Origin of the sequence: Alcanivorax xiamenensis (genome assembly GCF_009846745.1) — a bacterium.
GTDB lineage: Bacteria > Pseudomonadota > Gammaproteobacteria > Pseudomonadales > Alcanivoracaceae > Alloalcanivorax > Alloalcanivorax xiamenensis.
Genome location: NZ_AQPF01000018.1, coordinates 42,150 through 68,673, shown reverse-complemented (window position 1 = coordinate 68,673; position 26,524 = coordinate 42,150). Strand labels below are relative to the sequence as shown.

24 protein-coding genes are annotated in these 26,524 nt (G+C 62.2%); 12 read left to right on the top strand and 12 right to left on the bottom strand.

Features of this window, described 5'->3' with window-relative positions; all coding sequences use genetic code 11:
• Positions 1–73: 73 nt before the first annotated feature.
• The 4 genes from A6D6_RS12340 to A6D6_RS12325 all read right to left on the bottom strand — a co-directional run bounded on the left by A6D6_RS12340 (position 74) and on the right by A6D6_RS12325 (position 4,371).
• On the bottom strand, positions 74–460 hold the full coding sequence (locus tag A6D6_RS12340; RefSeq protein ID WP_133492539.1) for an SCP2 sterol-binding domain-containing protein: 387 nt from the start codon (positions 458–460) through the stop codon (positions 74–76).
• 138 nt (positions 461–598) lie between these two features.
• Positions 599–1,414 (bottom strand): polyphosphate kinase 2 family protein, encoded by an 816-nt coding sequence (locus A6D6_RS12335; RefSeq protein ID WP_159660894.1) that lies wholly within the window; start codon positions 1,412–1,414, stop codon positions 599–601.
• A 223-nt stretch (positions 1,415–1,637) separates the two neighbouring features.
• The gene (locus A6D6_RS12330; RefSeq protein ID WP_201303778.1) at positions 1,638–2,933 is read right to left on the bottom strand and encodes an ammonium transporter; all 1,296 of its coding nucleotides are present in this window, start codon (positions 2,931–2,933) and stop codon (positions 1,638–1,640) included.
• 568 nt (positions 2,934–3,501) lie between these two features.
• A complete protein-coding gene (locus A6D6_RS12325; RefSeq protein ID WP_159660893.1) occupies positions 3,502–4,371 on the bottom strand; it encodes a tetratricopeptide repeat protein in 870 nt (289 codons plus the stop codon).
• Between the two features lie 366 nt (positions 4,372–4,737).
• Between A6D6_RS12325 and A6D6_RS12320 the strand changes: the two genes are divergently transcribed.
• On the top strand, positions 4,738–7,197 hold the full coding sequence (locus A6D6_RS12320; RefSeq protein ID WP_201303777.1) for an acyl-CoA dehydrogenase: 2,460 nt from the start codon (positions 4,738–4,740) through the stop codon (positions 7,195–7,197).
• A gap of 96 nt (positions 7,198–7,293) precedes the next feature.
• Here the strand turns inward: A6D6_RS12320 and A6D6_RS12315 are convergent, their stop codons facing one another.
• Together A6D6_RS12315 and A6D6_RS12310 are read right to left on the bottom strand one after the other, a co-directional pair.
• A complete protein-coding gene (locus tag A6D6_RS12315; protein ID WP_159660891.1) occupies positions 7,294–7,638 on the bottom strand; it encodes a GFA family protein in 345 nt (114 codons plus the stop codon).
• Positions 7,639–7,926: 288 nt separating this feature from the next.
• A complete protein-coding gene (locus A6D6_RS12310; protein WP_133492535.1) occupies positions 7,927–8,397 on the bottom strand; it encodes a Dps family protein in 471 nt (156 codons plus the stop codon).
• A gap of 529 nt (positions 8,398–8,926) precedes the next feature.
• On the opposite strand from A6D6_RS12310, the gene minC reads away from it, so the two are divergent.
• The 3 genes from minC (at position 8,927) to minE (ending at position 10,801) form a co-directional block, all read left to right on the top strand.
• The gene (minC, locus tag A6D6_RS12305) at positions 8,927–9,655 is read left to right on the top strand and encodes a septum site-determining protein MinC (protein WP_159660890.1); all 729 of its coding nucleotides are present in this window, start codon (positions 8,927–8,929) and stop codon (positions 9,653–9,655) included.
• A 69-nt stretch (positions 9,656–9,724) separates the two neighbouring features.
• Positions 9,725–10,537: a septum site-determining protein MinD gene (gene minD, locus A6D6_RS12300; protein ID WP_159660889.1), complete on the top strand. Its 813-nt coding sequence runs from the start codon at positions 9,725–9,727 to the stop codon at positions 10,535–10,537.
• 3 nt (positions 10,538–10,540) lie between these two features.
• Positions 10,541–10,801, top strand: a complete 261-nt coding sequence (gene minE / locus A6D6_RS12295; RefSeq protein ID WP_022994509.1) for a cell division topological specificity factor MinE — start codon at positions 10,541–10,543, stop codon at positions 10,799–10,801.
• Positions 10,802–11,161: 360 nt separating this feature from the next.
• Here the strand turns inward: minE and A6D6_RS12290 are convergent, their stop codons facing one another.
• From A6D6_RS12290 to A6D6_RS12265, 6 genes are all read right to left on the bottom strand, one after another.
• Positions 11,162–11,956, bottom strand: a complete 795-nt coding sequence (locus tag A6D6_RS12290; RefSeq protein WP_159660888.1) for a 3-hydroxybutyrate dehydrogenase — start codon at positions 11,954–11,956, stop codon at positions 11,162–11,164.
• A 32-nt stretch (positions 11,957–11,988) separates the two neighbouring features.
• Positions 11,989–13,227: a branched-chain amino acid ABC transporter permease gene (locus tag A6D6_RS12285; protein ID WP_159660887.1), complete on the bottom strand. Its 1,239-nt coding sequence runs from the start codon at positions 13,225–13,227 to the stop codon at positions 11,989–11,991.
• A gap of 10 nt (positions 13,228–13,237) precedes the next feature.
• Positions 13,238–14,299, bottom strand: a complete 1,062-nt coding sequence (locus A6D6_RS12280; protein ID WP_159660886.1) for a branched-chain amino acid ABC transporter permease — start codon at positions 14,297–14,299, stop codon at positions 13,238–13,240.
• 12 nt (positions 14,300–14,311) lie between these two features.
• The gene (locus A6D6_RS12275) at positions 14,312–15,037 is read right to left on the bottom strand and encodes an ABC transporter ATP-binding protein (RefSeq protein WP_159660885.1); all 726 of its coding nucleotides are present in this window, start codon (positions 15,035–15,037) and stop codon (positions 14,312–14,314) included.
• Positions 15,034–15,813, bottom strand: a complete 780-nt coding sequence (locus A6D6_RS12270; protein WP_159660884.1) for an ABC transporter ATP-binding protein — start codon at positions 15,811–15,813, stop codon at positions 15,034–15,036. Before A6D6_RS12270 ends, A6D6_RS12275 begins: the two co-directional genes overlap by 4 nt.
• Positions 15,814–15,903: 90 nt before the next feature.
• Positions 15,904–17,130 (bottom strand): substrate-binding domain-containing protein, encoded by a 1,227-nt coding sequence (locus tag A6D6_RS12265; RefSeq protein WP_159660883.1) that lies wholly within the window; start codon positions 17,128–17,130, stop codon positions 15,904–15,906.
• A gap of 388 nt (positions 17,131–17,518) precedes the next feature.
• Here A6D6_RS12265 and A6D6_RS12260 point away from each other — a divergent pair, with 388 nt between their 5' ends.
• The 8 genes from A6D6_RS12260 (at position 17,519) to A6D6_RS12225 (ending at position 26,397) form a co-directional block, all read left to right on the top strand.
• Positions 17,519–18,145, top strand: a complete 627-nt coding sequence (locus A6D6_RS12260) for a TetR/AcrR family transcriptional regulator (protein WP_159660882.1) — start codon at positions 17,519–17,521, stop codon at positions 18,143–18,145.
• Positions 18,142–18,900: an enoyl-CoA hydratase/isomerase family protein gene (locus A6D6_RS12255; protein ID WP_133492526.1), complete on the top strand. Its 759-nt coding sequence runs from the start codon at positions 18,142–18,144 to the stop codon at positions 18,898–18,900. The genes A6D6_RS12260 and A6D6_RS12255 overlap by 4 nt, the downstream gene beginning before the upstream one ends.
• Positions 18,901–19,045: 145 nt before the next feature.
• Entirely contained in the window at positions 19,046–21,517 is a 2,472-nt protein-coding gene (locus A6D6_RS12250; protein WP_159660881.1) for an NHL repeat-containing protein, read from the top strand.
• 69 nt (positions 21,518–21,586) lie between these two features.
• Positions 21,587–23,104: an acyl-CoA synthetase gene (locus A6D6_RS12245; RefSeq protein WP_159660880.1), complete on the top strand. Its 1,518-nt coding sequence runs from the start codon at positions 21,587–21,589 to the stop codon at positions 23,102–23,104.
• Positions 23,091–23,477 (top strand): MaoC/PaaZ C-terminal domain-containing protein, encoded by a 387-nt coding sequence (locus A6D6_RS12240; RefSeq protein WP_159660879.1) that lies wholly within the window; start codon positions 23,091–23,093, stop codon positions 23,475–23,477. Before A6D6_RS12245 ends, A6D6_RS12240 begins: the two co-directional genes overlap by 14 nt.
• On the top strand, positions 23,474–23,857 hold the full coding sequence (locus A6D6_RS12235) for a hotdog family protein (protein ID WP_133492522.1): 384 nt from the start codon (positions 23,474–23,476) through the stop codon (positions 23,855–23,857). Before A6D6_RS12240 ends, A6D6_RS12235 begins: the two co-directional genes overlap by 4 nt.
• A gap of 17 nt (positions 23,858–23,874) precedes the next feature.
• Positions 23,875–24,828 (top strand): alpha/beta hydrolase, encoded by a 954-nt coding sequence (locus tag A6D6_RS12230; RefSeq protein ID WP_159660878.1) that lies wholly within the window; start codon positions 23,875–23,877, stop codon positions 24,826–24,828.
• Between the two features lie 282 nt (positions 24,829–25,110).
• Positions 25,111–26,397, top strand: coding sequence for a DUF1835 domain-containing protein (locus A6D6_RS12225; RefSeq protein ID WP_159660877.1), 1,287 nt, complete (start codon positions 25,111–25,113; stop codon positions 26,395–26,397).
• Positions 26,398–26,524: the final 127 nt, after the last annotated feature.

Below are 26,524 nucleotides of genomic sequence, written 5' to 3'. Positions count from 1 at the left end.
CGTCCGGCGTCCGGCGTCAACAAAAAAACGCCCGGGCCACGAAGGCACCGGGCGTTTTGCTGAGAAGGCGGTGTCAGGCGGTGATGTCCTGAATCTGCTTCATCAGTTGCTTCTGATCGTCGGTGGGCTGGGCGGACTGCAGCGCCATCAGCTTGCTCATATCACCTTCGATACGGATCTGACCGCTCATGAAGCCCTGCATGCCGGCGGACTGGTCGCCTTCGATGAAGATGCGCTTGGCCAGATCGGCCGGCAGAATCAGGGTAGTAGGCGCTTCGTCCCGATGCCCTTCCTCGAGCATGCCGCCCACCAGTGACAAGGCTTTTTCGCCGCCGTCGCCGCTGACCGTGATGTTGATGACCAGATCGGCCAAGGCCGCCGGCGCGGACACGTCACCGGCCGCATCCCGGATTTCCTTCACTTTCGCGAACCATTCGTCTGACAGGAATTCAACGCTCATTATGTGCTCCTCGCTCTGGGGATAGGGCTTCGAGACGCGCCTTTCCTTTTCAAACGGGCGTTCGAAACTTTCCCGTACCTTATAGAAAGGCTCGGGGGGTGGCAATAGCCGTACGCGGGTCCATGAAGGCCAAAAAGGTCAATCCTCCGGCCCGGCCAGCAACGCCCGATACCGGTCGATGCATTCAATGTTCTCGCGCGGGTAATCCGGTGCCAGATACGCCAGGGTCTCCGACAATAAATACGCCACCCGGGCACGGGCGTCGTCCTTGTCATCATTGGGAATCAGATGCCACGGAGCATGCCCCGTATGAGTGGCGATCAGCGTTTCGTTGACCCGCTCCAGATACAGGTCGCGGGACAACCAGTTGTCAATGTCCGCCGGCTCGAATTTCCAACGCTTGCGTGGTTTATTGAGGCGCTTGAGCAGACGCTTGCGCTGCTCTTCCGCCGAGGTGTTCAGCCACACCTTGATGATGCGGGTGCCTTCGCGGTACAGATGATGCTCAAAATCGTTGATGGCCTGATAACGCCCCGGCCAGTCCGGTTCTTCCGGGACCTCCACCACCGGCCAGAGCCGCTCGGCCAGAACCGCTTCATAGTGGCTGCGATTGAACGCCACCACCTGCCCCCGCGCTGGCAAACGCGGCCATACCCGCCAGAGAAAGTCATGGTTGAGTTCATTCCCCAGCGGCCGGCCGAAGGAATAGGCGCGAAACGCCGCCGGGTCCATGGCCCGCGCCAAAGTACGGATCAGGCTGTCCTTGCCGGCCGCGTCCAGCCCCTGCACCACCAGTAACACCCCATAGCGCTGGCAGGCATACAGCCGCCGCTGGTGCTCGTGCAATCGTTCCTTGCTCTCCTCCAGTGGTGGAGGCGGTTCACTGGCGAGAGTGGAAAGCTTGCGCACGTCCAGGGTGCCGGCGGCGGGCCAGCCGTAGGGATCGATTTCCATGCCGGGGTCTCCCGTTGCGATACTTCGAGCATAACGGTCCCGGCATGGCATTGTCGTTACGCCGGACGCCGGACGCCGGACGCCGATAATGCAAAACCAGACCCAACACCCTGGCAAGGATTAAAACGCCTATTTATATCCGCAACGTTCCAAGATCCGATGTTCTAAAGCGTCAGGCGTCCAGCGTCTGGCGTCCGGCCCTTTGCCTCAAACGTCCAGCGCCTTACAGGTCATAGCCACGTTCCTCGTGCAGCGCCAGATCCAGCCCCTGGGTCTCTTCATCCGGCGTCACCCGTAGCGGCGAGAACAGTCCCACCAGCTTTAGAACACCCCAGGTCACCACGGCGGTGTAGACAAAGGTCACCACCACGCCCAGAGCCTGTACGCCCACCTGCTGCAGCATGCCGTAGTCCGGCTTGGCGAAGCCGAAACCGGAGAACACACCCAGTTCGGTGGATGCGAAGACCCCGGCCAGGAGCGTGCCGAGGATGCCGCCGACGCCGTGCACCGGGAAGACGTCCAGGGAATCATCGATGCGCCATTTCTGTTTCACCACCAGCACCATGTAGAAACACAGCACACCGGCGCACAGACCGATCACCAACGCCGCGCCCGGGCCGACGAAGCCGGAAGCCGGCGTAATGGTACCGAGGCCGGCCACCATGCCGGTGGCGATCCCCAACGCCGAAGGTTTGCCAAACTTGAGATATTCCATGGTCACCCAGGCCAGTGAACCGGCGGCGGCGGAAATATGGGTCACCAGCATGGCCATGGCGGCGTCGGAACCGCCGTTGAAACCGAACCAGCCCACCCACAGCATGCCGGCGCCGGTCACCGTCATGGTCATGTTATGCGGCATCATCGCCTGCCCGGGCCAGCCTTTACGGCGTCCCAGTTCCAGCGCCGCCACCAGCGCCGCCACCCCGGCGGTGATATGCACCACGGTGCCGCCAGCGAAGTCGTACAATCCCAATTCGGCCAGCCAGCCGCCGCCCCACACCCAGTGGCACACCGGCACATATACCAACAGCACCCAGAGGCCGCTGAACGTCAGCATGGCGCCAAAGCGCATGCGCTCGGCGAAAGCACCGACGATCAGCGCCGGGGTGATGATGGCGAAGGTCATCTGAAACAGCGCGTGCAGACTCAGCGGCAGCGATCCGGACAGGCTCTCACGGGTCATGCCAGCGAAGAAAGCCAGATCCAGACCACCGATCCAGGCGTTGGCGGCACCGCCATCGGTGAACGCCAGGGAATAGCCGGCCACCAGCCAGATCAGCGACACCAGACAGGCGATGGCGAAACACTGCATCAGCACCGAAAGCACGTTCCGGCCCCGCACCAGACCGCCATAGAACAGGCTCAGCCCCGGCAGGGTCATGAACAACACCAGTGCGGTGGCGGTCAGAATCCAGGCGGTGTCGGCCTGGTTCAGGGTGTCGGCGGAAGCCACGCCTGGCAGCAGCAAAACCGCCATCCATCCCAGCCACCGCCGCGAAGAAATCAGAGATATGCCCATAGATCGAATTCCTGGTCCTCGAAGGCCGCCCGGGCGGCCGGTTGCACCAGCGGGAAGCAGCCCGCCCCAATTGCACCGGACAAGGGCATACAAGAATCGAGCCAGGCAGACACCGCCCGAAATTCGGGCATTACAGGGCATGAGCACCATTGTTTCGCACAATATCGGTGCCCAGGCAAAGCGGCTAGCACCGATATTGTGCACTTTCGGTGTTATCAATCAGTGCGGAATGGGGGCGGGATGGATGTCTTCCCCCTTGCCTGCCCGGCACCAGTGCAACGGGCGGGCATTCGCGGCCAAGGCCGCTTCCCACGGATGGCTCTACGGCGCCGCTGTGGGAAGCTTGCTGGCAAGCGAACGGTTTTGCCCGGGAGGATTGACCATTCACGGCCAAGGCCGCTTCCCACGGATGGCACTACGACGCCGCTGTGGGAAGCTTGCTGGCAAGCGAACGGTTTTGCCCGGGAGGATTGACCATTCACGGCCAAGGCCGCTTCCCACAGCGGCTTCACGGTGGGGCAGCCGTGGTCACGGACCTCGATTCGGGCGCTGCCTGCGAGCCCTCCCCTCAATACAGATAGGTGAACATCTTGCGACGGTATTCGCTGGCCAGCGGATCGCCCTTGGGCAGGCAGTCGAACACCTGCAGCAAAGCTGCCCGGGCGACTCCCTCCTCATAGTCACGATGATCCCGCAACAAGGTCAGCAAGGCTTCCAGCCCTTCACGGAACTGGCCGGCGGCGGCAGCGCGCAGCCCATAGGCATGCAGATCCTCCGGCTTGCCGTCGGCCTGGATGCGTTCGGCCAGCGTCTTCAGGCTCTCGTTGCCGGCCGGCAGCTTGTCCAGCAGGGCGAACCGGGCACGGAACGGGCGCAGTTCCTCCACGTCCTCGGCGATTTCCGCCAACACCGACTGCGCCTCGTCCTGACGGCCTTCGCCGAGCAGGAATTCCACCAGCAGGGCACGGAAGGCGTGTTTGTCCGGCTGTTGCTGCAGTGTCTGCCGCAGGGCCTGCTCCGCCTGATCGCCGTGGCCGGCATCGATGGCCATGCGTATCTGCTCAAGAAACCCTTCTTCCTGCTCTTTCTCGGCGGCTTCCGGATCCAGTACCGGCGCCAGCCATTGGCGCAGCGCCCCTTCGCTCTGGGCCCCCTCCAACTCGGCCACCAGTTGCCCCTGATACACCAGTTTCAGGGACGGCAGGCTGCGTACGCCGAACTGCGCGGCGATGTTCTGCTGCTCATCGGCATTGACCTTGGCCAGGATCAGCTTACCCTGATACTCTGCGGCCAGTTTTTCCAGGGTCGGTGCCATTTGCAGGCAGGGCTGGCACCAGGGCGCCCAGAAATCCACCAAAACCGGCGTCTGCCGACTGGCTTCCAGCACCTGCTGAATATTTTGTTCGTTAACGTCGATGATCGAGGCGTTGTCTTGCACCGCAATGCTCCTGTCGGGGGTGTCGGGACCGGGGAGAGCGGCAATTGTACGTAATTCCGCGCGCCAACGACATCCGGGGACGCCGGACGCCGGACGCCGGACGCCGGTAATGCAAAACCAGACCCAACCCCCTGGCAAGCACCAAAGCGCTTTTTTATTTCCGCAACGCCCGCAGCTCCGGGTTTTGACTTTAGCGTCCGTCGTCTAGCGTCCGGCGCCATCTCGTCAAATACGGTTAAAAGCCCCCGTAAACACAGGTATAAAGGTAGACTCAAGTCGTCCCCAAGTGTCGTCGCGGGGGAGCGCACACGGACGGGACAACACCGGATGCCACCGGTGCCATTCACGTTGGCAAAGGAGATGACCATGTTGAGTCTGCTGGCCTTGCTGATTCTGGCCGCCACTCTGATCACCGTTTTCTATTTACAACTGTCGCTGACCGTCGGCTCCATCACTTTCGTGGTGGCGTATCTGCTGTCTGGCGTGCTGTTCGCCGGCTGGTTGTTGAATCCTCTGCTACTGATTCTGGTGGCGGCGGCCCTGGTGGTGCTCAACCACCCGGGACTGCGCCGCAAGCTGATCGTACAGCCGGTGTTCAACAGCCTTGGCAAGGTGATGCCGCCGATCGGCGACACCGAGCGCGAAGCCATCGAAGCCGGCGCCACCTGGTTCGAGGCCGAGCTGTTCAGCGGCAAGCCGGATTGGGATGATTTTTCCAAGACCCGCTTCACCACCCTCAGCGAGGAGGAGCAGTCCTTCATCGACAACGAGGTGGAACAGCTCTGCGGCATGCTCAATGAATGGCGAATTTATCATGAGCTGCGCGACCTGCCCGAGGAAGTCTGGCAATTCCTCAAGGACAAAGGCTTCTTCAGCCTGATCATCCCCAAGGAGTATGGCGGCAAGGATTTCAGCCCCTACGCCCAGAGCAGGGTGATGAGCAAGATCGCCACCCGTTCACTGACCGCCGCCGTCACCGCCATGGTGCCCAATTCCCTCGGCCCGGGCGAACTGCTGGCCAAATACGGCACCGACGAACAGAAACAACGCTGGCTGCCGGATCTGGCCGCCGGCAAGGAAATCCCCTGCTTCGGCCTGACCGGCCCGGAAGTGGGCTCCGACGCCAGCAACCTGCCGGATCGCGGTGTGGTTTGCACCCAGGAAGTGGATGGCGAGGAAGTGCTGGGCATGCGCCTGAGTTTCGCCAAGCGCTGGATCACCCTGGCACCCATCGCCACCGTGGTGGGGCTCGCCTTCAAGCTGTATGACCCGGATCATCTGCTCGGCGACGAAGAGGAACTCGGCATCACCTGCGCCCTGCTCCCCGCCGACACCCCCGGCGTGGAAATCGGCCGGCGCCACAACCCCGGCGGCTCTCCGTTCATGAACGGGCCGATCAACGGCACCGACGTATTCGTGCCCCTGGACGCCATTATCGGCGGCCCGGACATGGCCGGCAAAGGCTGGCGCATGCTGATCGAATGTCTGGGCGCCGGGCGCGGCGTCTCCCTGCCGGCCCTGGCCACCGCCAGCGCTGAGATGGGCTACCAGACCGCCGGCGCCTTCGGCCGCATCCGCCGCCAGTTCAACACCGCCGTGGGGCAGTTCGAGGGGGTACAGGAAGCCTCCGCCGAAGTGGCCGGCCTCGCCTACACCCTGGAGGCCTACCGCCATCTGGTCACCCGGGGCTTGGAGGAAGGCACCATCTCGGTGGTCACCGCCATGGCCAAGTACCATTCCACCGAAATGATGCGCCGCCTGATTAACCGAGGCATGGACATCGCCAGCGGCCGCGCGGTGCAGGCCGGGCCGCGCAACTTCATGGCGCTGCCTTATCAGGCCATCCCCATCGCCATCACCGTGGAAGGCGCCAACATCCTCACCCGCTCGCTGATGATCTTCGGCCAGGGCGCGTTGCGTTGCCATCCGTTCCTCTACGACGAGCTCAACGCCCTGCAGGACGAAGACAAAGAGCGCGGCCTGGAGACCTTCGAGACGCTGTTCCTCAAGCACGCCGGCCACACCATCGGCAATATGTGCCGGGGCCTGGTCCATGCGCTGACCGGCAGCCGTCTGGCGGATATCCCCGCCAACGCGGACAGCTTCAGCACGCCCTGGTACCGTCTGATCAGCCGTTACAGCGCGGTGCTGGCGAGCACCTCCGATGCCGCGTTCGCGCTGCTCGGCGGTGACCTCAAGCGGCGTGAGTTGCTCAGTGCCCGGCTTGGCGACGCCCACAGCCAGTTGCTGATCGCCTGTGCCGTGCTCAAGTACCACGGCACCCTGCCCCGGGACGAAGCCAACGACGCCCATGCCACCTACGCCCTGCACCACGCCCTGAGCCAGGCCCACGAGGCCCTGGAAGCGTTCTACCGCAATCTGGGCGTGTTCGGCGTCGGCTGCCTGCTGAAAGGCTGGTTCTTCCCGCTCGGCCGCCCGGCCGGCGCCCAGCGTCCCGGTGACGATCTGATCCGCACCGTGGGCGATCAGATCATGGAGCCCACCAGCGTGCGGGAATCCCTGGCCAGCTTCACCTACCGCTGCGAGGACCCGGAGGACGCCATCGGCCGGGTGGAAAACACCTATCGCAAACTGCTGGAAGTGGAACCCGCCTACCTGGCCTTCCTCAAGGCCGACGGCAAGGGCGAACTGGATGGGGAAACCCTGGAGGAACGGCTGCATGTGGCCGTGGCCAAGGGTGTGATCGCCGGCGACAAAGTGAACGAGTTGCTCGAATACGACGCCTTGCGCTACGACTGCCTGCTCACCGACGCTTTCGACTTCGAACTCAAAGAGGTGAAAATGCACACCGAACGGCCGGTGTGAGTCGCGGCCCGGACGCCGGGAGACCGGCGTCCGGCAGCATTTCGCCAATCAGACACAAAAACAATAAATCCTGTATGGCCAGACCGCCGGTAACGACTACCTGGAAGCGCCATTCACCTTCGTGACCTCCTGACTGAATGGATCGATGCCCTGTAAACACCCTGTGTTTATACCGTACTTACCGGGTAAAGTGCGGGGCTTATGGTGCGTATAGATCCCACAGGTCCTGCAGAAATAATGCTCGGCCACTTTAGTGTTGAACTGATAGCACCCCAGACTGTGCTCTCCCCTTAACAGCTTAAAATCGGCTTGTTCCGCGTAGACCATTCCCGCCCCTTTCCTTGAGCAGATGGAGCAGTCACACATATAGGCCATGTCCAGGCTGCACCTGACCTCGAATACCACTGACTGGCAATGACAGCTTCCTTGATACGTATTCATGATTCGAAGACAACCCAGGCAGTGACCTTTAAGGCAGGTGCTGTTGAATTCCTGTCTTGAGCTTATTGTCCTCGGGCAATCATAGCCCGGCCAGATTCGGAGCGAGAGCCCGTGGAGCTCGTGGAGAGTTGGCGGTCAGCGTGCCAGGACCGTGCTTCTCCCGCGTCCTGGCACGCTGACCGCCAACTCTCCTCCGTGCGTGAGAAGGGGCGGGTCTTGCCCCGTGCCTGCCCGTCTGCTTCGACGCTTATCAGGCAGAGAGCAAGATACTCTGACTCACTTTCGGACTCACTTTCGGGTGGCACGCAGCATCCACGCGGTTTTTTCGTGGATCCGCATACGATCCGAGACCAGCGCCGCGGTTGATTCGTCATCCGCTGATTGCGCCAACGTCAACACCTCTCTCGAGGTCCTCACCACCTGCTCATGGCCTTTCGTCAGCAAATCCACCATTTCTTCCGAACCGGGCACGCCCTCCACTTCCTTAATGGAGCTCAAGCGCGAAAACTCCTTATAGGTGCCCGGAGCCGCCACCCCCAAAGTGCGGATACGCTCCGCTATGTCATCCACGGCCACCGCCAATTCAGTGTAATGCTCTTCAAACATGAGATGCAGTTCTCTGAACTGGGGGCCGGTTACATTCCAGTGAAAGTTGTGCGTTTGTAAATACAGGGTATAAGAATCCGCCAGAAGACGTTTCAGCCCTTCGGCGATTTTCTCTCTGTCTTCAGGCCCTATTCCTATATTGATTTCAGTCATTCCAATCTCCTCTTGAAAACCAACACCCGCTCAGTCGTCATCACCAAATATGGCAAATCAGGGGATAATCCGTCCACCAGTCATTCGCTGCCGCGGTACTCAATCAGCCACGGACCAGGGTACAAGGCCGCCCTTCGGGCCGTCGCTGGCGCGACGTCAAAAATCGCTCCAGGCGATTTTTTGTGACCACCGTCCATGGCGGTCACCCTCCAGGCCGTCGCTGACGCGACGTCAAAAATCGCTCCAGGCGATTTTTTGCGGTTTGCCGTCCTTGGCCACCGCCCTTCGGGCCGTCGCTGGCGCGACGTCAAAAATCGCTCCCGGCGATTTTTTGATCGACGGGTCCCAACATTGGCAAATTTAACAATGACCGTGGGTCGCGCGTCTTTCGCCGCTTGTCGGTTTCGTCTACGCTTTGCCGGATATGTCGAGTGCCCTCCAAAGGCCCGCTCATCGGCGGGCTCCCCCGGGGCCGGGACCGCTCCGGCGGCCGCCTTCGACCCAATAAGCAGGTAAAAAGACCCAGTCAATGACAGTTTCCATCGAGGAAAAGGCAAGTTTCGAATTCAAGGGCCGCATGCTGATGGCGACGGTCCTCTATCTCAAGGATCTGGACTCCCGCAGTCTGCATCAACAAATCTCCCAACGCCTGGAAGACGCCGCCCAGTGGCTGCTGGACGCGCCGGTGGTGGTGGACGTGGCCCATCCGGAAGACGCCTCCCAGGTGGAGCTGCTGACCGCCGTGGACACCTTGCGCGGGCTGGGCGTCAATCTGGTCGCCCTGGCCCGCCACCCGGAGCTGGACGACCAGGTGGCCGCCATGCTTGGCCTGGGCAGCATCAACCTGGCCAATGGCCGCGATGTGGCCCGCGGTGAGCCGCCGGCACGCTCCGGCAACAGCAAGGCCGCCCCGGCCGCCGCCGAGGACACTCTGGTGGTGGAGCAACCGGTGCGCTCCGGCCAGCAGGTCTATGCCCGTGGCGATCTGATCGTGCTGGCGCCGGTGAGCACCGGCGCCGAATTGCTGGCCGAAGGCAATATTCATATCTACAACACGCTGCGCGGACGGGCTCTGGCCGGCGTGCGAGGCAATGAGGCGGCACGGATCTTCTGTCAGGATCTGGACGCGGAACTGGTGTCCATCGCCGGTCATTACCGGGTCGCCGAGGATCTGCCGGACGCCTATCGACGCAAACCCGTGCAAATGAGCCTGGACGGCGACGCCATGTGCTTCGCCGATCTGATGGGCAAAAGCTGAGAACCCGTCGTTGCCGGTACCGGCAACGGCTCGCACCTACGTCTGCAAGGACTTCGAGGAGAAGAGATCGTGACAAAAATCGTGGTCGTGACATCCGGCAAGGGAGGAGTGGGCAAGACCACCACCAGCGCCGCCCTGGCAACCGGTCTCGCCATGCGTGGCCATAAAACCACGGTAATCGATTTTGATGTGGGTCTGCGGAATCTGGACCTGATCATGGGTTGCGAGCGCCGCGTGGTCTACGACCTGGTCAACGTGATCAACGGTGACGCCAACCTCAAGCAGGGCCTGATCAAGGACAAACGGGTGGAGAACCTGTTCATCCTGCCCGCCTCCCAGACTCGCGACAAGGACGCCCTGACCCAGGAAGGGGTGGAGAAGGTCCTCAACGGCCTGCGCGACATGGAGATGGAATACGTGATCTGCGACAGCCCGGCGGGAATCGAGAAAGGCGCGCTGATGGCCGCCTACTTCGCCGACGAAGCGATCGTGGTGACCAACCCGGAAGTGTCCAGTGTCCGTGACTCCGACCGCATCCTGGGCATCCTCTCCAGTAAGACCCGCATGGCCGAACAGGGCGAAGGTGATATTCCCGCCCGGCTGCTGCTGACCCGCTACTCCCCGGAGCGGGTGGAGCGCGGCGAGATGCTGTCGGTGGGCGATGTGCAGGAAATCCTGGCCGTGGACCTGCTCGGCGTGATTCCCGAATCACAAGCCGTGCTCAATGCCAGTAACTCCGGCGCGCCGGTGATCCTGGATCTGGAATCCGATGCCGGCCTGGCTTACGCCGACGCCGTGGCGCGGTTCATCGGCGAGGAACGCCCCCACCGCTTCCTCACCGCCGCCAAGAAAGGATTGTTTGGACGACTGTTCGGAGGCTAAATCATGGGCATCTTCAGTTACTTGCTGCCTAAGAAGCAGAATACCGCCTCCACCGCCAAGGAGCGGCTGCAAATCATCGTCGCCCGCGAACGCAGCGGACGCGGCGGCCCCGACTATCTGCCACAGTTGCAGGAAGAACTGCTGGCGGTGGTACGCAAATACGTCCCGGTGGACCCGGAGGCGGTCAATGTGCAAGTGGACCGGGAGTCCGGCTGTGAGGTTCTGGAACTGAACATCACCCTGCCGGAAGGCGAGGACGACTGATCGCCACCGCCGAACCTTGACACACTGTTCTTTTGTACAGTATCTTTGCGGTTCGGCGAGCCCCCTTCAGATACCCTTCCGTGACCCCTTGAAGGCCTGATCGATCTCCAGGTTCCATGGATGGAACCGGGCTCCCGTCAAAGCAGTGAATAGTGAATAGGGAACAATGAATAGCTCGCGAGAAAAGCGGGCAGGCACCGAAAGCGTATAGCCCGCGTTTAAACGTGAGCCCTATTTCCAGGAATATGAAAGTAAAGAGGCCGCATCCATCATCTGGGCGCGGCCTCTTTGTTTTTAGCTTCCAACCGGCGCATCCCGCGCAGCTATTCACTGTTCCCTATTCACTATTCCCTGCTTCTCTCATCCCATATGCCACCCATGGCTGACCACCACTGATTGCCCGGTAAGCGCGGCGGAGGGAAAGGATGCCAGGTGCAGGGCCAGTTCGGCGACGTCGTCGACGGTGGTGAATTCGCCGTCCACGGTGTTCTTGAGCATGACGTCGCGGATCACTTCCTCCTCGGAGATGCCGAGTTCCTTGGCCTGTTCCGGGATTTGCTTGCCCACCAGCGGGGTGCGGACGAAGCCGGGACAGATGATGTTGCTGCGCACACCGTGGGCAGCGCCCTCCTTCGCCACCGAGCGGCACAGGCCCAGCAAGGCGTGCTTGGCGGCGACATAAGGTGCTTTCAGCGGTGAGGCCTCCAGGGAATGCACCGATCCCATGTACAACATGGTACCGCCACCGCTGGCGTACATGGCTCGCAGCGCCTCCCGGGTGAGCAGAAACGCGCCATCCAGATGCACCGCCATGACCTTGCGCCAATTGGCGAAGGACAATTGATCCAGCGGGTCGATGTGCTGGATACCGGCGTTGGCGAACGCCACGTCCAGACCGCCCCAGGCGGCCACCACGGCGCGGACGCCTTCGCTGACCGCCGCTTCGTCGGTGACGTCCATGGTCACCGCCATGGCCTCGCCGCCGGCGGCCCGAATCGCCGCCGCGGTTTCCCCGGCGCTGTCACCATCCAGGTCGGCCACCGCCACCCGGGCGCCCTCCCGGGCATAGCGCTCGGCGATACCCCGACCAATACCACGAGCGGCACCGGTGATCAGCGCCACTTTGCCGTGCAGACGTCCCGCTTGCTCTCCCATTCCACTACTCTCCTGTGCTACTGCATCCCGGTTCATGACACCACCGGGCCGTCCTCGCCCTTGTTACCGCTTTCCTGCTCGCCGGCCGACGTGGCGTCGTCGCCGTTTCCCTGTTTCCGGGATGAGGACCGCCGTGCCCACAACCGCAACTGACCGACGATGCCAGCGGGGAAGAAATACACACTGAGCACGAACAGCAGGCCGAACCACAGCAACCAGCGCTCCGGCCCCACCAGCTCCGCCAGCAGCGTGCCCGGTTCCAGACCGCTACCGAGCCACTTGAGCACATCCTGCAGATAATTCTGCGCCAACAGGAACAATACCGCGCCCACCACCGAGCCATAAAGCGTGCCCATGCCACCGATCACGCACATCAGCAGAATGAACACCATCAGCTCGAAATTAAGCGTGTTCTCCGGATTCACATAACGGTTGATCAGCGCGAACAGCACGCCGGCCAACGTCGCCAGCAGAGCGGAGATGATCACCACCGCGGTACGGTAGAACACGGTCCGGTAACCGAGCGCCTGGGCACGGAATTCATTCTCCCGAATCGCTTGCAGTACCCGCCCGAATGGCGAATTCACCAAACGCAGCAGAAACAGGAACACGCCGACGGTGACGAAGAAAGTGATGTAATACATCAGATCCCGGCCCGTGATACGCGCCTTGAACACGGATTCCCGCCACACCTCACCCAGATTACCCGGATCGGTAAACAATCCGCCCAGGAAAGTGGTGATACTGAAACCGCGCAGTTCGCCATCAAAAGGTTTGAACGCCGGGCCCAGTTCACGCGGTACCCGTACACGCAACCCATCCTCACCACCGGTGAGGTGATACAGCTGGGTCACCAGACTGAGAAACGCGAACGCCACCGCCAGTGTCACCAGCGCGAAGAAGATCGCCTTCACCCGCAACGACAACAGCCCCAGTAACAACGCCAACAACAAGCTGACCAGCAGGGACGCGCCCAGACCGATAAAGATCGGAGCAAAGCCTTTGCCCATGGCCTCCATGGTCATTGCCACGCCATAGGCGCCGATGCCGAAAAACATGGTATGAGCGAAGGACACGATGTGGGTATACCCCAGCATCAAATCGTAGGAGGCCACCACGATCACAAACACACAAATCATGCCCAGCGTGGAAAACGCCCGGGTACCAGGGAACAGGAACGGCCCCAGTGCCAGACACAGGAACATCAAAACCAGCACCACGGCAAGTGGACGGCTGCGCGGATAATCTCCGGAAAGCAAGGTCTTCAGCATGTTTCTCTCCTCACACCTTGATGACCGGAATCAGGCCCTGGGGCCGCCACATCAACACCGCCACCATAAGACCAACGGTGGCCACCGCCGCCAGGCGCGGCTCCAGAAAGCCCACGTAGAGATTGATCAGGCCCACCAGCATGGCGCCATAAAAACAGCCCCGCACCGAACCGAGCCCCCCAAGAATGATCACCACGATCACTGAAATCATCAGTTCCTCACCCATGTGCGCGGTGATGATTTCCCGGTACATGGCCCACATGGCGCCACCGATGCCGGCCAGGGCGGAGCCGGCCACGAACACCGCCAGGAACAGCAAACGGATGCGGTAGCCGTGCACCTCCACCATCTCGCGGTTTTCCACCCCGGCGCGGATCAGAATGCCCAGGCGGGTACGGTCGATCACCCACAACATCAGCGCGTACACCGCCAACCCCAGCACCACCGCCAGCAGACGGTATTTTTCCAGGGCGATGCCGCCAATAACGGGAATCGCATCGCTGATCAGCAGCGCGCCGCGCAGCGCCTCCGGCCGCGGCACCGGAATTTCGTTGGAGCCCCAGATCACCTGCAGCAGCTCCATGACGATGATGGAGCCGCCCACGGTGACCAGAATCTGCTTGAGGTGATCACCGTAAACCGGACGGATCACCAGCCGCTCGAACAACACACCGAGCAACCCCGCCACCACCAGCGCGAACAGCAGCGCCGGAACCACCGCCACCAGATTGACCCACAGTGAACCGCTGGTGTAATCGTTCAGCCACATGGTGAGCACGGTGGCGCCGGCGAAGGCGCCAAGGGAAATAAAGGAACCGTGGGCCAGATTCAGTACGTTCATCAGGCCGAAGGTCAAGGTCATGCCGGATGCCATCAAAAACAGCATCGCCCCCATCGCCAGACCACTCAGAGTGAGCACGGCCCAGGTGGAAGGGTTCATCAGGAACAGCGGGACCATCACCATGATCAACAGCAGGAACAGGTGCGGCTTGTCCTGCTGGAACGCGCGCAGTCTCTCCCACCACGACCTGTTGCTGGTGTCGGCGTCAAAAGTATCTTGAGGAGCGGACATGCTCTGTTCTCCTTATTGGTGCGCGCCGAGGCCCAGACCCAGCAACTCGTGCTGCAGATCCTCGTCCTCGGCGAGTTCCGCCATGGTGCCCCGGTGTACGATGTGTCCGTCGCTCATCACCGCCACGGACTGGCCAAGACGCCGGGAAAAGTTGAAGTTCTGTTCCACCAGCAGGATCGACACCTGTTGTTGTTTGAGTTGCTCGAAGGCATCGGCGAGATCATTGATGATGGCCGGCGCCAGCCCCTTGGTGGGCTCGTCCACCAGCAACAACTCACGCGGTTCGATTACCGCCCGGGCAATCGCCAGCATCTGTTTTTGTCCGCCGGAAAGATTACCGGCGGCGCGGTTCCAGAATTTTTTCAACGGCGGGAACACTTCGAAAATCCAGTCCAGGCGCTGCTCGTCCATGACACCGCTGACCGCCGCCAGAACCATGTTTTCCCGCACCGTGAGCTGACCGAAGATGCCCATGTTTTCCGGTACGAAAGCAATGCCGCCACGGGCGATGGCCGGCGTCGCCGTACCGCCAATGTCGCGCCCCTGGAACCGCACCTGCCCTTTGGTCAGGGTGGTCAGGCCCATGATGGTGCGTAGCGTGGTGCTCTTGCCGGCGCCATTACGCCCCAACAGCACGGTCAGTTCCCCCGCCGGCACGTCCAGATCAACGCCATGCAGAATGTGGTATTGGTCGATGTCCGCGTGGACATCCCGCAGAGACAGAGTCGGCTCGCTCATGCGCCCTCCTCCGTTTCCGCCGCCACGCCCAGATAGGCTTCCTGCACGATCGGCGAGGCGATCACCTCGGCGGGCTCGCCATCGGCCACCAGTTCGCCGTTGTGCAATACCACGATGCGATCCGCCAGGGAGCGCACCACATCCATTTTGTGTTCCACCAGCAACACCACTTTGTCTTCGCGCTGTTTGATCTGGGCGATCAGATCCAGGATCACCGGCACTTCGTCAACGCTCATACCGGCGGTGGGCTCATCGAACATGAACACGGTGGGTTCCAGCGCCAGCATCAGAGCCACCTCCAGCTTGCGCTGGTCACCGTGGGACAGGTTTGCCACCACGTCATCGGCGCGGTGCAGCATGTTGACCTGACGCAGGTATTCGGCGGCATGGTCGGTGATGTCCCGGCGCTTCGACACCATCTGCCAGAACACATGGCCGATACGGTGACGCGACGCCACCGCCAGGCGCACGTTTTCCAGAGCGCTAAGGTCGGGAAACAGATTGGTGAGCTGGAACGCCCGCCCCAGCCCTTTGTCCGCCCGGGCGGCCACGCCCAGATCGGTGATGTTCTCATTGAACAGATGAACACTGCCGGCGCTGGCCCGCAGTTGCCCTGAAATGAGATTGAACCACGTGGTTTTGCCCGCCCCGTTGGGACCAACGATGGCGGTCAGAGTGCCCGCCTGAAAGGCGCAGGACACCCGATTCACCGCCACATGACCACCAAACTGGATGGTCAGGTCGCGGGTTTCGAGAACGGCGGTTGGTGACGCCATGACAACTTCCCCGTACGCAAACTCAAACCGTGGAGCCAAAGCTCCGCGAACGACCCGGGCGGCGCGCGAAAGCACGCCACCCCGCGGTGATCAGCGCTGATTGCGCAGCGGAATCTTCATTTCGTCCATGGGAATTTCCCGCACCAGTACCGGCACGCCGGCGGTGACCGTACGATCCGCGAACCAGTCGTCGCGCTCCTGCGACTCGATGCGGAAGTGATACATGACCTGCATCGCCTGATGGTCTTCCGCGCGGAAGGTCATCTCGCCCTTGGGTGTGTCGAAGCTGAGCCCTTCCATCGCCTCGATCAGGTCCTCGCTGTCGGTGGACCCTTCGGTCTTGCGCAGCGCGGCGGTGATCGCCATGGCCTGGGAAAAGCCCTGGGCGGTGAAGAAATCCGGTGCCGCGTTGAAACGCTTGAAGTGTTCCTTCACGAACCAGTCATTGATCTCGTTCTTCGGCGATTCGAAGTAATAGAAGCCAGCCCCTTCCATGCCGGGGAAGGCGGAGTAGCTGGCCAACGCGGGCAGGATATTGCCGCCAGTGGCGATCTTGATGCCGTGACGCTCCGGGTGCAGATCCTGAATCCGGCTGAGCGGATTGGCGCTGCCGGCCCAGATAGCAAAGATGTACTTGCCCTTGTCACAACCGTCACGATCCTTCAACGCGCCGAACAGACGCTGAGCCGCGGCGGTGAAGTCGGTGGCATCGGTGGGCAGATATTCCTCATGAACCACCTTGCCGCCGGTGGCGGTCATGGCCTCTTTATAGGCGGCCACGCCATCCCGGCCAAAGGCGTAGTCCTGGGCGATGGTGGCCACGCAAACACCGGGCTGACCCAGTGCCACCGCATTGGAGACGGCGTCCTGGGAGGAATTACGACCCACCCGGAAGACATAGCGGTTCCATTGTTCACCGGTGATGGCATCGGCCACGCCTTCCGGCATGATGATGCGCTCGTATTCCTCCGCGATCGGCAAAGTGGCCAGGGCCACGCCGGAGGCCACCGGCCCCACCACGATGCTGGCATCGTCCTCGGCATAGGCTTCTTCCACCAGGGAGCGGGCCCGGGCCGGATCCGACTGCGTGTCCTTATTGATGATCTCGATCTTGCGGCCAGCTACTTCCATGGTGCCATCGGTGGCGTATTCGAAGCCCATGCTCATGCCGTCGCTCAACTGCTTGGCGTAGGCGGAAAGCGGGCCGGAGAATCCGGTGACGTGGGCGATGCGGACACTGTCGCTGGCTTGGGCGATAGCGGAAAACGACAGGCTACCCAGGGTGAACGCCGTTACGGCGAGCAGACGCTGCTTCATGTTATCTCTCCCTTTCTATCTTCATCGTCTGCACGGCAGCGCGATGAGTGGGCTTGTTGTTCGGTTGTTGTCATTGGGTCGAGAACCGTCCCGGCGCGGCCGGACGGCGTGGCAGCTCGCCTTGCCAAAACAGGGCGAAATGCATTGGCTGACAATATGACAACTGAATCAGGTTTCTTCAAGCACCAAGATGGAGACAAAATTGATTATTTCGTCTACCTGGCTATTTCCCCCTCCCTTAAAACTCCCAAAAAACCCTATAAAACAGCCATTAACGGCAATTATCCAGAAATCCTCCGAGGCACGGTTCAACTTGACACAGTGACGTTCCGGTCGTAATTTTTATGACTACTGATTCAGTTTTCAAATAACAAAACAGGATTTGCCCATGAGTTCCGCCGCCAAGGACATCGCCCCCAGCGCCCCGAAAACCGCCCGCGGTGCCCGCACCCGTGCCCGGATTCTGAAAGCCGCCGAGGACACCTTTGGCACTCTTGGCTATCACCGCGCCGGCATCAGCGATATAACCCGTGCCGCCGGCGTTGCCCAGGGCACGTTGTATTGCTACTTCTCCGGCAAGGAGGAAATCCTGCGCGAACTGGTGCGCGACATGGGACACAAGGTGCGGGCCCATCTGGCCGCCAGCGTGATCGGCGCCCGCGACCGGTTGCAGGCGGAGGAGCTGGGGCTGCGGGCTTTTCTTGAATACGTCAGCGCCAACCCGTCGCTGTATCGGGTGCTGCAGGAAGCGCAATTCGTCGACGAAGCGATCTTCCGCGAATACTACGAGGCGTTCGGCAAGGGCTACATGCGCATGCTGGCCGACGCCACCCGCAAAGGCGAAGTGCGGCCCGGCAACGATGAGATCCGGGTCTGGGCCCTGATGGGCATGTCCAATTTCCTCGGCCTGCGTTTCGCCCTGTGGGACCAGGACCGCTCCTTCGACGAGGTCGTCGCTACCATATCCGATCTGTTCCGCAATGGGCTGGCCCTGGACGGCAAGGAGAAGGCATGAACGAGTTGGTGCTTTATCAGAACCAGGAAGGCCTGGCGCGGCTCACCCTCAACCGCCCGGAGCGGCATAACGCCCTAGTGCCGGAATTACTGGATGCCCTTGCCGATGCTCTGGCCCGCGCCCATGGCGAAGCCCCCAGGGCTCTGCTACTGGACGCCAACGGCCGCTCCTTTTCCACCGGTGGCGACGTGGCCGGCTTCTATCAAACACCGCGATCCCAACGCCGCGACTACGCCCATCGAGTGGTAGGCCGCCTCAATGACGTCATCCTGGCCCTGCTGACCTTGCCCTGCCCCACCGTGGTGGCGGTACACGGCACCGTGACCGGCGGCTCCCTCGGACTGGTACTGGGCTGCGACATCGCCGTGGCCGGACCGCGCGCCAGCTTCGCCCCCTGGTACACGGTGGTGGGCTACAGCCCGGACGGCGGCTGGACCGCTCTGATGCCGGAGCGCATCGGCCGCGCCCGCGCCCTCGACATCCAGTTGCTCAACCGGCGAGTGAGTGCCGAGGAAGCGCACCGCATCGGTTTGGTGCAGCACCTGGTGAACGAGGGCGAGGAGCAGGATCAGGCGCTCGCGCTGGCACGGCGGCTGTGCCGGGCGCAACCCTCCAGCGTCCGTCACACCCTGGCATTGACGCGTCCGGATCCACACCGGGTTCGCGCCGCCCTGGATGACGAGCGTCAGCACTTTCTGGAACAGATCGACAGCGACGAAGCGGACAGCGGCATGGCCGCCTTCCTCGCCCGCTGATACGGAAACACCGAAGCGCAGCGAATCAAACGGGAGAGCGAACCGCCGGAACACCCTTCTTTTCCGGCGCAACCGCCCAAGCAGCAAGAGCAAGCCCGTTCACGGGCTCCATCAGGGCATAACAACAACAATCAGGAGAACCACAATGATCAGAAACACCCTGCTATACCGGCTTGGCCAGGCCGCGCTGATCAGCGCCCTGCCGCTGTCGGCCAGCGCCTTCCAGACCTTCGCCGACGAGGACCGTTCGGCGGAGTTGAGCAGCGAGCCCGCGCATCAACGCTATCAATTCAACACGCCCACCACCGTCACCTATGATCGCGACACCGTCGCCCTCGGCGCCGCCCAGACCCGCGTCTACGTGGCGGATATGGGCGACTACAAGATCCGCGTGCTCAATCTCAACGGCGCCGCCATCGGCACCCTCGACGACGCCGACCAGACCCTGGCGACGGACAGCCCGGCCAGTGCCGTTCCGGATATCCGCGCGCCACTGGGTATCGCCTTTCTGTCGAAAAGCGAAGCGGATGACGATCGTCTGGCCGGTCTTTACGTCAACGACGTGGGCCGTCAGCAGGTGCATTTTTTCCGCACCGTCGCCGGCAGCGCCGATAATTTCGAATACGTCACCTCCATCGGCCAGCCCGGCCACGGTGGCGGCGAGGATCTGTATCTGCCGCGCAACATGACGATCACGCCGCAAGGGTTCATCTACGTCTCCGATGAATTCAACCATCGCATCAAGGCGTTCAGCATCGACCCGGACAATAACTACCAGGTCAGCCTGATCCAGACCGTCGGCTGGCAGGATGGCAGCGGCCAGTACGTCGGCGCCGGGCCGATCCTGCGCGGCGTCGATAAAAACTACGGCACCGATTCCACCCACTACGACGACTACGCCGGTGAACCGGAAAAACGCGACGGCTTCCGTATTCCCCAGGGCATGACCTACTACCAGTCACCGGACAACGGCGCTACCTATCTCTACGTGGCCGACAACGGCAACAATCGCATCAAGATTTTCCGCGTCGATACCGCCACCGGGCAATTGACGCTGGACGATATGCTCGGACGCATCCGTGACGACGACGGCAATGCCGATCATCTGAAACGCCCCCGTGGCGTGCGCACCGACCTGCAGGGCAACCTGTACGTGGCGGATACCTACAACGGTCGCATCCTGCGCTTCCCCAACCTGGCGGCCACCACCGACGCCAACCCGGTGAAGTACCGCGGCAGCGGCAGCGCCGACGCCCAGGCCACCTGGGTCTACGGCCATCTTGGTATCCATCAGGTGGAGATGCGTGCCCCCACCACCGCCGCCAATGAAGATGCCGCGTTCCAGTTGCCCAACGATCTGGTGCCGGTGATCGATGCCAACGGCAATTTCCATCGGGAAAACATCTGGTCCTGGGGCGCCTACTACAGCAACGCCCGCGTACACCTGGTCAGCGACGCCGGCAATAACCGCATCAAGAAATGCTGGACCAATTCCAGCGGCACCACGCTGCTGCGCTGTTCCGTTTCCGCCGGCGTCGGCGGTGAGACCACCCACGAATTCTGGGGTCACCCGCGCACCCTCGCCGGACAACTGCACTCCGCCAGCGGCATGGCATGGCTCGGCGGCAAGAACCGCCTGCTGGTCAGCGACACGCCCAATACCCGCATCAATATGTACGACGGCAGCGGCAACTTCCTGGGCCGTTTCCCCGGCACCAATATCAGCTACGGGGTCACCGGTATCGCCACCTTCAACGACAGCAACCACGGCGAAATGGTGGCCGTTCTGGTCGGCGCCGATGCCACCCTGCCCTGGCCCTACACCGGCGACGCCAGCGTTCGTATTTACGACGCCGACGGCAACCTGGAAGAGCTGTTCAATCTCAGCTATCGCACCGGCGGCCTGTCGGCGCCGCGCATCGCTCTGACCTCCAGCAACATCAACTACCCGGTATCGATCTCGGTACGCGGCGGCGGCGACCAGCATGAGTTGTACCTCACCAGTTTCGCCAACTACGCCTGGCGGTTCGACTATGACAGCAGCAGCAGCACGTTGAACCGGATCTGGTACGCCGGTGGCGTCGACAGCAGCAAAGGCAGTGACCTGGGTGATAGCTGGAGTCTCGGCCCGGCGTTCTTCGAACAGGGCGCGCCCGGCACCTTCGATCAGATCGGCAGCGTGCTGGCTCTGTCCGACCGTATCTACGTCACCGACCGGCGCAACCAGCGGATCCAGGCCCTGTCGCCGGCCAACGGCGGCCTGCTCGGGCAGGTGGGTGTCGGTGGCGGCACCTACGACCATCCGGAAAACCTGGAAGCGGATCGGCTGTTCCTGCCCGCCGGCCTGGCCTACGACGCGCAGCAGGACAGCCTGCTGGTGGCCGATGGTTTCAACATGGTGGCGCGAGCCTGGGCCAACCCGGACGACAGCACCCCGGACGGCAACGGTGTGATTCGCCCGAACTATCTCGGCCACTGGCTGGACCGCTCGCTCGGCAGCCGTCCGGGCGGGCTGTTCGACGCCGAACAGGTGGCCGTGGGTGACGGCTCGGTATTCGTGTTCTCACTGATCAGCAACCGCGTCACCCGCTTCAGCTGGTCGGAACTGAACCCGTAAAAAAGGTGGGAGCGGGGATCCGGCCAGTGGACGGCCCCGCGCCCATGGAACAAGAAACCGGAGGCATCAATGGAAATGTTCGACCTGCTGGCCCAACGCGCCCGGGTAACCCCGGACCGGCTGGCATTGGAAGATCTGCACGACGGCGAACGCTACGACTATGCTCGACTCAACGAGCGGGCCGCGCGGCTGGCGGCGGCGGCCCGTGAGCATTGGGGACTGCGGGAAGGCGACCGGCTCGCCTGGCTCGGTCACAGCCGCGCGGAGTTCTTCGCCATGCTGTTCGGCTGCGCCAAGGCCGGCCTGATTCTGGTGCCGCTGAACTGGCGCCTGGCGGTGCCGGAACTGGAAGTTCTGATGGAAGACTGCCAACCCGGGGCCTTGATCTTCGGTGACGAACTGGCCGACGCGGCCCGCGCCTTGGGAAACGTTTTCAGCGACCTGACGCTGGTGGCGCTGGATCAGCCGGTCGGCTCGGAACGCCACTATCACCAGGATCTTCAACAGGTGGCCCCGGATCTCAGCGCGCACCCGGAAAAGAGTCCGGACACGCCCTGGTACCTGCTCTACACCTCCGGCACCACCGGCCGGCCCAAGGGCGTGGTGCAGACGTTTCGCATGATGCTGGCCAATTACCTGAACATCGGCCTGGCGGTGAATCTCACCGGCGAGGATGTATTGCTGAACGTGCTGCCGCTGTTCCACACCGCCGGCATCAATCTCTATTCCAGCGCCGTGTTTTTTGTCGGCGGCGCCGTGCTGGTGGCGCGCAATTTCGAGCCGCGACAGGCACTCGACGTACTGGAACAGCGGGCGACGATTTTCTTCGGCGTACCGGCGGTATACCAGGCGCTGCTGGAGCAGCCGGGATTCAGCGGCGAGCGGCTGCGCCGGGTGCGTTCCTGGGGTTGCGGCGGCGCCCCGCTGTCCCTGCCCGTGGCACAGCGTTATGTGGATCAGGGTATTCATGTGCGCACCGGCATGGGCATGACCGAAACCGGGCCCACCGTGTTTTTGCTCGACGAAGACAAAGTGATTGAGAAAATCGGCTCCGTGGGCCGTCCGCAATTGCTTACCGAAGTCCGCATCGTCGACCGCGACGGCCGTGACGTGCCCGACGGCGAAGCCGGCGAACTGCTGATCCGCGGCCCCAACATCACGCCGGGTTACTGGAACCGGCCCGACGCCACCGCCGAAGCCATCGAAGCCGACGGCTGGCTGCACAGCGGCGACGTCGCCCGGCGCGACGAGGACGGCTTCTATTACATCGTCGATCGCTGGAAGGACATGTACATCTCCGGTGGCGAAAACGTCTATCCCGCCGAGGTGGAAAAAGCACTTGAGCAACATCCGGCCATCGCCGAGGTAGCGGTGGTGGGCATCGCCGACCAGCGCTGGGGCGAAGTGGGCAAGGCCTGCTACGTACCGCGTCCGGACAGCAACGTCGACGAGGACGCCTTGCGCGCCCACTGCCGCGAACGGCTGGCCGGCTACAAGGTTCCCAAGGTTTTCCAGTGCCTGGAGGCACTGCCCCGTAACGCCCTGGGCAAAGTCACCAAACAGGAGTTGCGCAATGGCGCTGAATAAAGCACGGCTGGAGCAGGCCGTGACCTTGTCCCAACAGGACTTTGATCACTTCGCCGGGATCAGCGGCGATCACAATCCTATTCACGTGGACCCCCAGTACGCCTCGGTGACCCGCTTCGGCGCCACCGTGTCCCATGGCATGCTGTTGTTTTCCCATCTGCGCGCGCTGATCGCCCGGTCCTGGCCCGGCGCCACCCTGTCCATGCAGGAACTGATGTTCCCCGCCCCCGCCTATGCCGGCGAAGAGTTGACGATGATCGTCGAGGCGCGGCAACAGGACGATCTGTTCACCACCCGCGTGATCAAGGCCGATGGCAGCGTCTGCCTGGAAGGCCTCGCCCGTATTCACAGCGCCGAGGAGAACACCCCGTGAGCGAGACTCTGCCCCGTTTTCACGCCCTCAAGGTCGGCGACCAGGCCACCGTTTCCCGTCAGTTCAGCGCCGCGGACCTGAACCGCTGGTGCGCGCTGGTCGACTTCCCGGAGGCCCGGTGCGCCACCGTGCCGGAACCGCTCATTGCCGGTCTGTTTTCCTATCTGCTCGGCGAGGAACTGCCCGGCCACGGCACCAACTATCTCAAGCAGAGCCTGCACTTCGAACAGGACGCGGATGTGGGCGAGGCGATCACCGCCAAAGTCACCGTGACCCGTCTGCGCGCCGATAAGGCGCTGGTCAATCTGGCCACCGAATGCACCGGCGCCGATGGCCGGATGATCTGTTCCGGTGAAGCCCTGGTGCTGTTTCAATGCTGAGAGGAATGTTGAGAGGCATGCTGAGCAAGACTCTCCACCCCAGTCTGTTGCCCTGGCTCACCCGGCTCAACCACCTGCTCGAGGAACAACGCCGCAAAGGCATCGACGCCACTCCCGCCATGGTGCGCGACAGCCTGGCGGGGATGACCGAAACGCTGGTCACGGATATTCCCGACATCGCCGAAGTGCGCGATCTGGTTGTGGACGCGGACGGGCACGCCATCACGGTACGCGCCTACGATCCGGCACCGGGCCAGCGCAAGCCGGTGTGTTTGTTTTTTCACGGTGGTGGGCACATGGCCGGCAGTATCCAGGTGTACGATCCGATCTGCCGCAAACTGGCCGAGGCCAGCGGGCACCTGCTGCTGTCGGTGGAGTACCGGCGGGCGCCGGAACACCCCTACCCGGCGGGTCTGGAGGACTGCCTGGCGGTGACACGCGGACTCTACCCGCTGCTGTCCCGGGAAGGTTATCCGGTACAGCGGTGGCTGACGCTGGCCGGCGACTCCGGCGGCGGCGCTTTGGCCGCCACGATTTCCGCCCTGTTGCAGGACGACACCGAACATCGCCCGCAACGACAGGTACTGATCTACCCGAGCCTGGATTACACCCTGGAACAGCCATCATTGACGGAAAACAGCCACGGCTATTTGTTGGAAACACCACGTATTGAATGGTATTTGGACCATTACTTCCAGCACGGCGAGGACCGGCGCGCCCATTCTCCGCTGTACATGCCCATGGGCGCGGGCATGCCGGAGACCCTGGTGATCACCGCCGGCCTGTGCCCGCTGCGTGATGAGGGCCTGCGCTACCGCGATCGTCTGGATCAAGTCGGCGTCCCTCACCAGCACGTACATTTTCCCGACATGATTCACGCTTACCTGAATCTGGAGGATCTGGTGCCGGAGGCGTGCGAGGAAACCTATCGGTGTATCGGTGAATTCCTGGGCCGGATGCCCCGAACTTGAATCGCGGTTCGTGAGCCGGTGGTGCCCCATGATTCGCTGGCAAGCCAGCTTCCCACAGAGGGACCACGAAGCCGCTGTGGGAAGCTGCCTCGGCAGCGAATACGGTGCGAAATCATGTCCGCAAGGCTGAGCTAGCGAGCCAAAGGCGAATCGGCGTGTCTGTGTTATTTGATTGGTAAAACTTATGAAAACCTGGCCGTTCCCGCCGGTATGCATATTGACCGTTTCCCTCACCGATTTATGGTGGAGGAACCGGTTTGAAGAATGTCCAGGGACCATGACATGTCTTCCGCAGTACCCGCTCCATCCAGCCCCTTTGTACACGGCCATCTAACGCTGGAAAGACAGGAACGCCGTGCCTGCAATCTGCTTCGCGGAGCGCGCCGACATCACACCCCGGCGGTGTTGAGGCTGGCCGCGCGACGCCGTGTACAACGTCAACCCTTCACCCTGGCCGATGCCCGGCGCGCCATCGCTCGAGAACAGGGTTTCGCGGACTGGGCCTCGCAGAGCCACCACATTCGCGAGCTGGAACACAGCCAACCGCTGTACGGCCTCAGCCCCGACGGCGATGAGGCCACTCTGCATCTGTGCGGCGCCATGGACCTGACCCCACGTCTACGTGAAGCCGGCTTCGTCGGTGAAATAGTGAGCCTGGCGGACCCGTACAGTCTCGGCCCCCTGCGTAACGAACCGATACCGCTGTTCCGGCAGCGGCGCAGCCGCTTTCTGGCCAATCTGCGGCAACAGGACTGGCAACGGGTGGCACGGGAGCAGCAAGAGATTCAGGACCGGCTGGCGCAAGTCGCGCGCGGACGGCGCGTGGTATTGTGGTTCCAGCACGACAGTCAGGACCAACTGATTCTGGCCCGGCTGTTGCACCAGTTCAGCCATAATCCCCATGGCGGTCCGCTGCAATTGATCGCGGTGGAATCAGTGCCGGGGGTCAAGCGTTTCCGCTGTCTTACCCAACTGGCGCCCTTTGTCCTCAACTGGTTGTGGCGACGACGGTACACCGTCAATACCGCGCAATTATCGCTGGGCGAAGCGGCCTGGCACGCGGTGACCGCCAACCACCCCGAAGCGCTTTACCGCCTGTCCCGGCACACTACCTCGGCGTTGCCCATGCTCGGCCGGGCGCTGCGCCGTCACCTGTTGGAACTGCCGGACCCGGCCACTGGCCTGGGACTGAGCGAACAACTGGCGGCTCAACTGGTGGCGGAACGGGGCCCGATTTCCGTGCGCGGGCTGTATCACGCCTTGCAGGAGGAGCGTGAACCTCTTCCCTATTTATCTCCACAAATGTTCCGTTGGGTTTTAAAACCCCTGCTGGAAGGCGAACGCGCGCTGCTGGAATACCAGCGCACGCCGGGGCATTCCTGGGATGAGGGCCTGCTGGATGTCACCCATGCCGGCCATGGTGTGCTTAGTGGCTACCGTAACTGGCTGGACAGCCGTCCACCGGTACGCTGGGTCGGCGGCATCCCCATCGGCGGCACCCACGCCTGCTGGTGCATTGACAAGAGTAGTGGACAACCGACAAGGCAGTTAAGAGTAAACAGTGAATAGTTAACAGTGAAAAAATGAAAAACCAAAACAGGTGAGCCTTAGCTACTGTGGGAAGCTTGCTTGCAAGCGAATGGAGTTTGCCCAAGTTTTCAGTAATATTCGCTTGCAGGTAAGCTCCCACAGAAAA

What these genes read in the sequence shown, in the direction of transcription:
- A6D6_RS12340 (WP_133492539.1), bottom strand. Translation starts at nt 460, where the DNA reads ATGAGCGTTGAATTCCTGTCAGACGAATGGTTCGCGAAAGTGAAGGAA.
- A6D6_RS12335 (WP_159660894.1), bottom strand. Translation starts at nt 1,414, where the DNA reads ATGGAAATCGATCCCTACGGCTGGCCCGCCGCCGGCACCCTGGACGTG.
- A6D6_RS12330 (WP_201303778.1), bottom strand. Translation starts at nt 2,933, where the DNA reads ATGGGCATATCTCTGATTTCTTCGCGGCGGTGGCTGGGATGGATGGCG.
- A6D6_RS12320 (WP_201303777.1), top strand. Translation starts at nt 4,738, where the DNA reads ATGTTGAGTCTGCTGGCCTTGCTGATTCTGGCCGCCACTCTGATCACC.
- A6D6_RS12315 (WP_159660891.1), bottom strand. Translation starts at nt 7,638, where the DNA reads ATGAATACGTATCAAGGAAGCTGTCATTGCCAGTCAGTGGTATTCGAG.
- A6D6_RS12310 (WP_133492535.1), bottom strand. Translation starts at nt 8,397, where the DNA reads ATGACTGAAATCAATATAGGAATAGGGCCTGAAGACAGAGAGAAAATC.
- minC (WP_159660890.1), top strand. Translation starts at nt 8,927, where the DNA reads ATGACAGTTTCCATCGAGGAAAAGGCAAGTTTCGAATTCAAGGGCCGC.
- minE (WP_022994509.1), top strand. Translation starts at nt 10,541, where the DNA reads ATGGGCATCTTCAGTTACTTGCTGCCTAAGAAGCAGAATACCGCCTCC.
- A6D6_RS12290 (WP_159660888.1), bottom strand. Translation starts at nt 11,956, where the DNA reads ATGGGAGAGCAAGCGGGACGTCTGCACGGCAAAGTGGCGCTGATCACC.
- A6D6_RS12285 (WP_159660887.1), bottom strand. Translation starts at nt 13,227, where the DNA reads ATGCTGAAGACCTTGCTTTCCGGAGATTATCCGCGCAGCCGTCCACTT.
- A6D6_RS12280 (WP_159660886.1), bottom strand. Translation starts at nt 14,299, where the DNA reads ATGTCCGCTCCTCAAGATACTTTTGACGCCGACACCAGCAACAGGTCG.
- A6D6_RS12275 (WP_159660885.1), bottom strand. Translation starts at nt 15,037, where the DNA reads ATGAGCGAGCCGACTCTGTCTCTGCGGGATGTCCACGCGGACATCGAC.
- A6D6_RS12270 (WP_159660884.1), bottom strand. Translation starts at nt 15,813, where the DNA reads ATGGCGTCACCAACCGCCGTTCTCGAAACCCGCGACCTGACCATCCAG.
- A6D6_RS12265 (WP_159660883.1), bottom strand. Translation starts at nt 17,130, where the DNA reads ATGAAGCAGCGTCTGCTCGCCGTAACGGCGTTCACCCTGGGTAGCCTG.
- A6D6_RS12260 (WP_159660882.1), top strand. Translation starts at nt 17,519, where the DNA reads ATGAGTTCCGCCGCCAAGGACATCGCCCCCAGCGCCCCGAAAACCGCC.
- A6D6_RS12255 (WP_133492526.1), top strand. Translation starts at nt 18,142, where the DNA reads ATGAACGAGTTGGTGCTTTATCAGAACCAGGAAGGCCTGGCGCGGCTC.
- A6D6_RS12250 (WP_159660881.1), top strand. Translation starts at nt 19,046, where the DNA reads ATGATCAGAAACACCCTGCTATACCGGCTTGGCCAGGCCGCGCTGATC.
- A6D6_RS12245 (WP_159660880.1), top strand. Translation starts at nt 21,587, where the DNA reads ATGGAAATGTTCGACCTGCTGGCCCAACGCGCCCGGGTAACCCCGGAC.
- A6D6_RS12240 (WP_159660879.1), top strand. Translation starts at nt 23,091, where the DNA reads ATGGCGCTGAATAAAGCACGGCTGGAGCAGGCCGTGACCTTGTCCCAA.
- A6D6_RS12230 (WP_159660878.1), top strand. Translation starts at nt 23,875, where the DNA reads ATGCTGAGCAAGACTCTCCACCCCAGTCTGTTGCCCTGGCTCACCCGG.
- A6D6_RS12225 (WP_159660877.1), top strand. Translation starts at nt 25,111, where the DNA reads ATGTCTTCCGCAGTACCCGCTCCATCCAGCCCCTTTGTACACGGCCAT.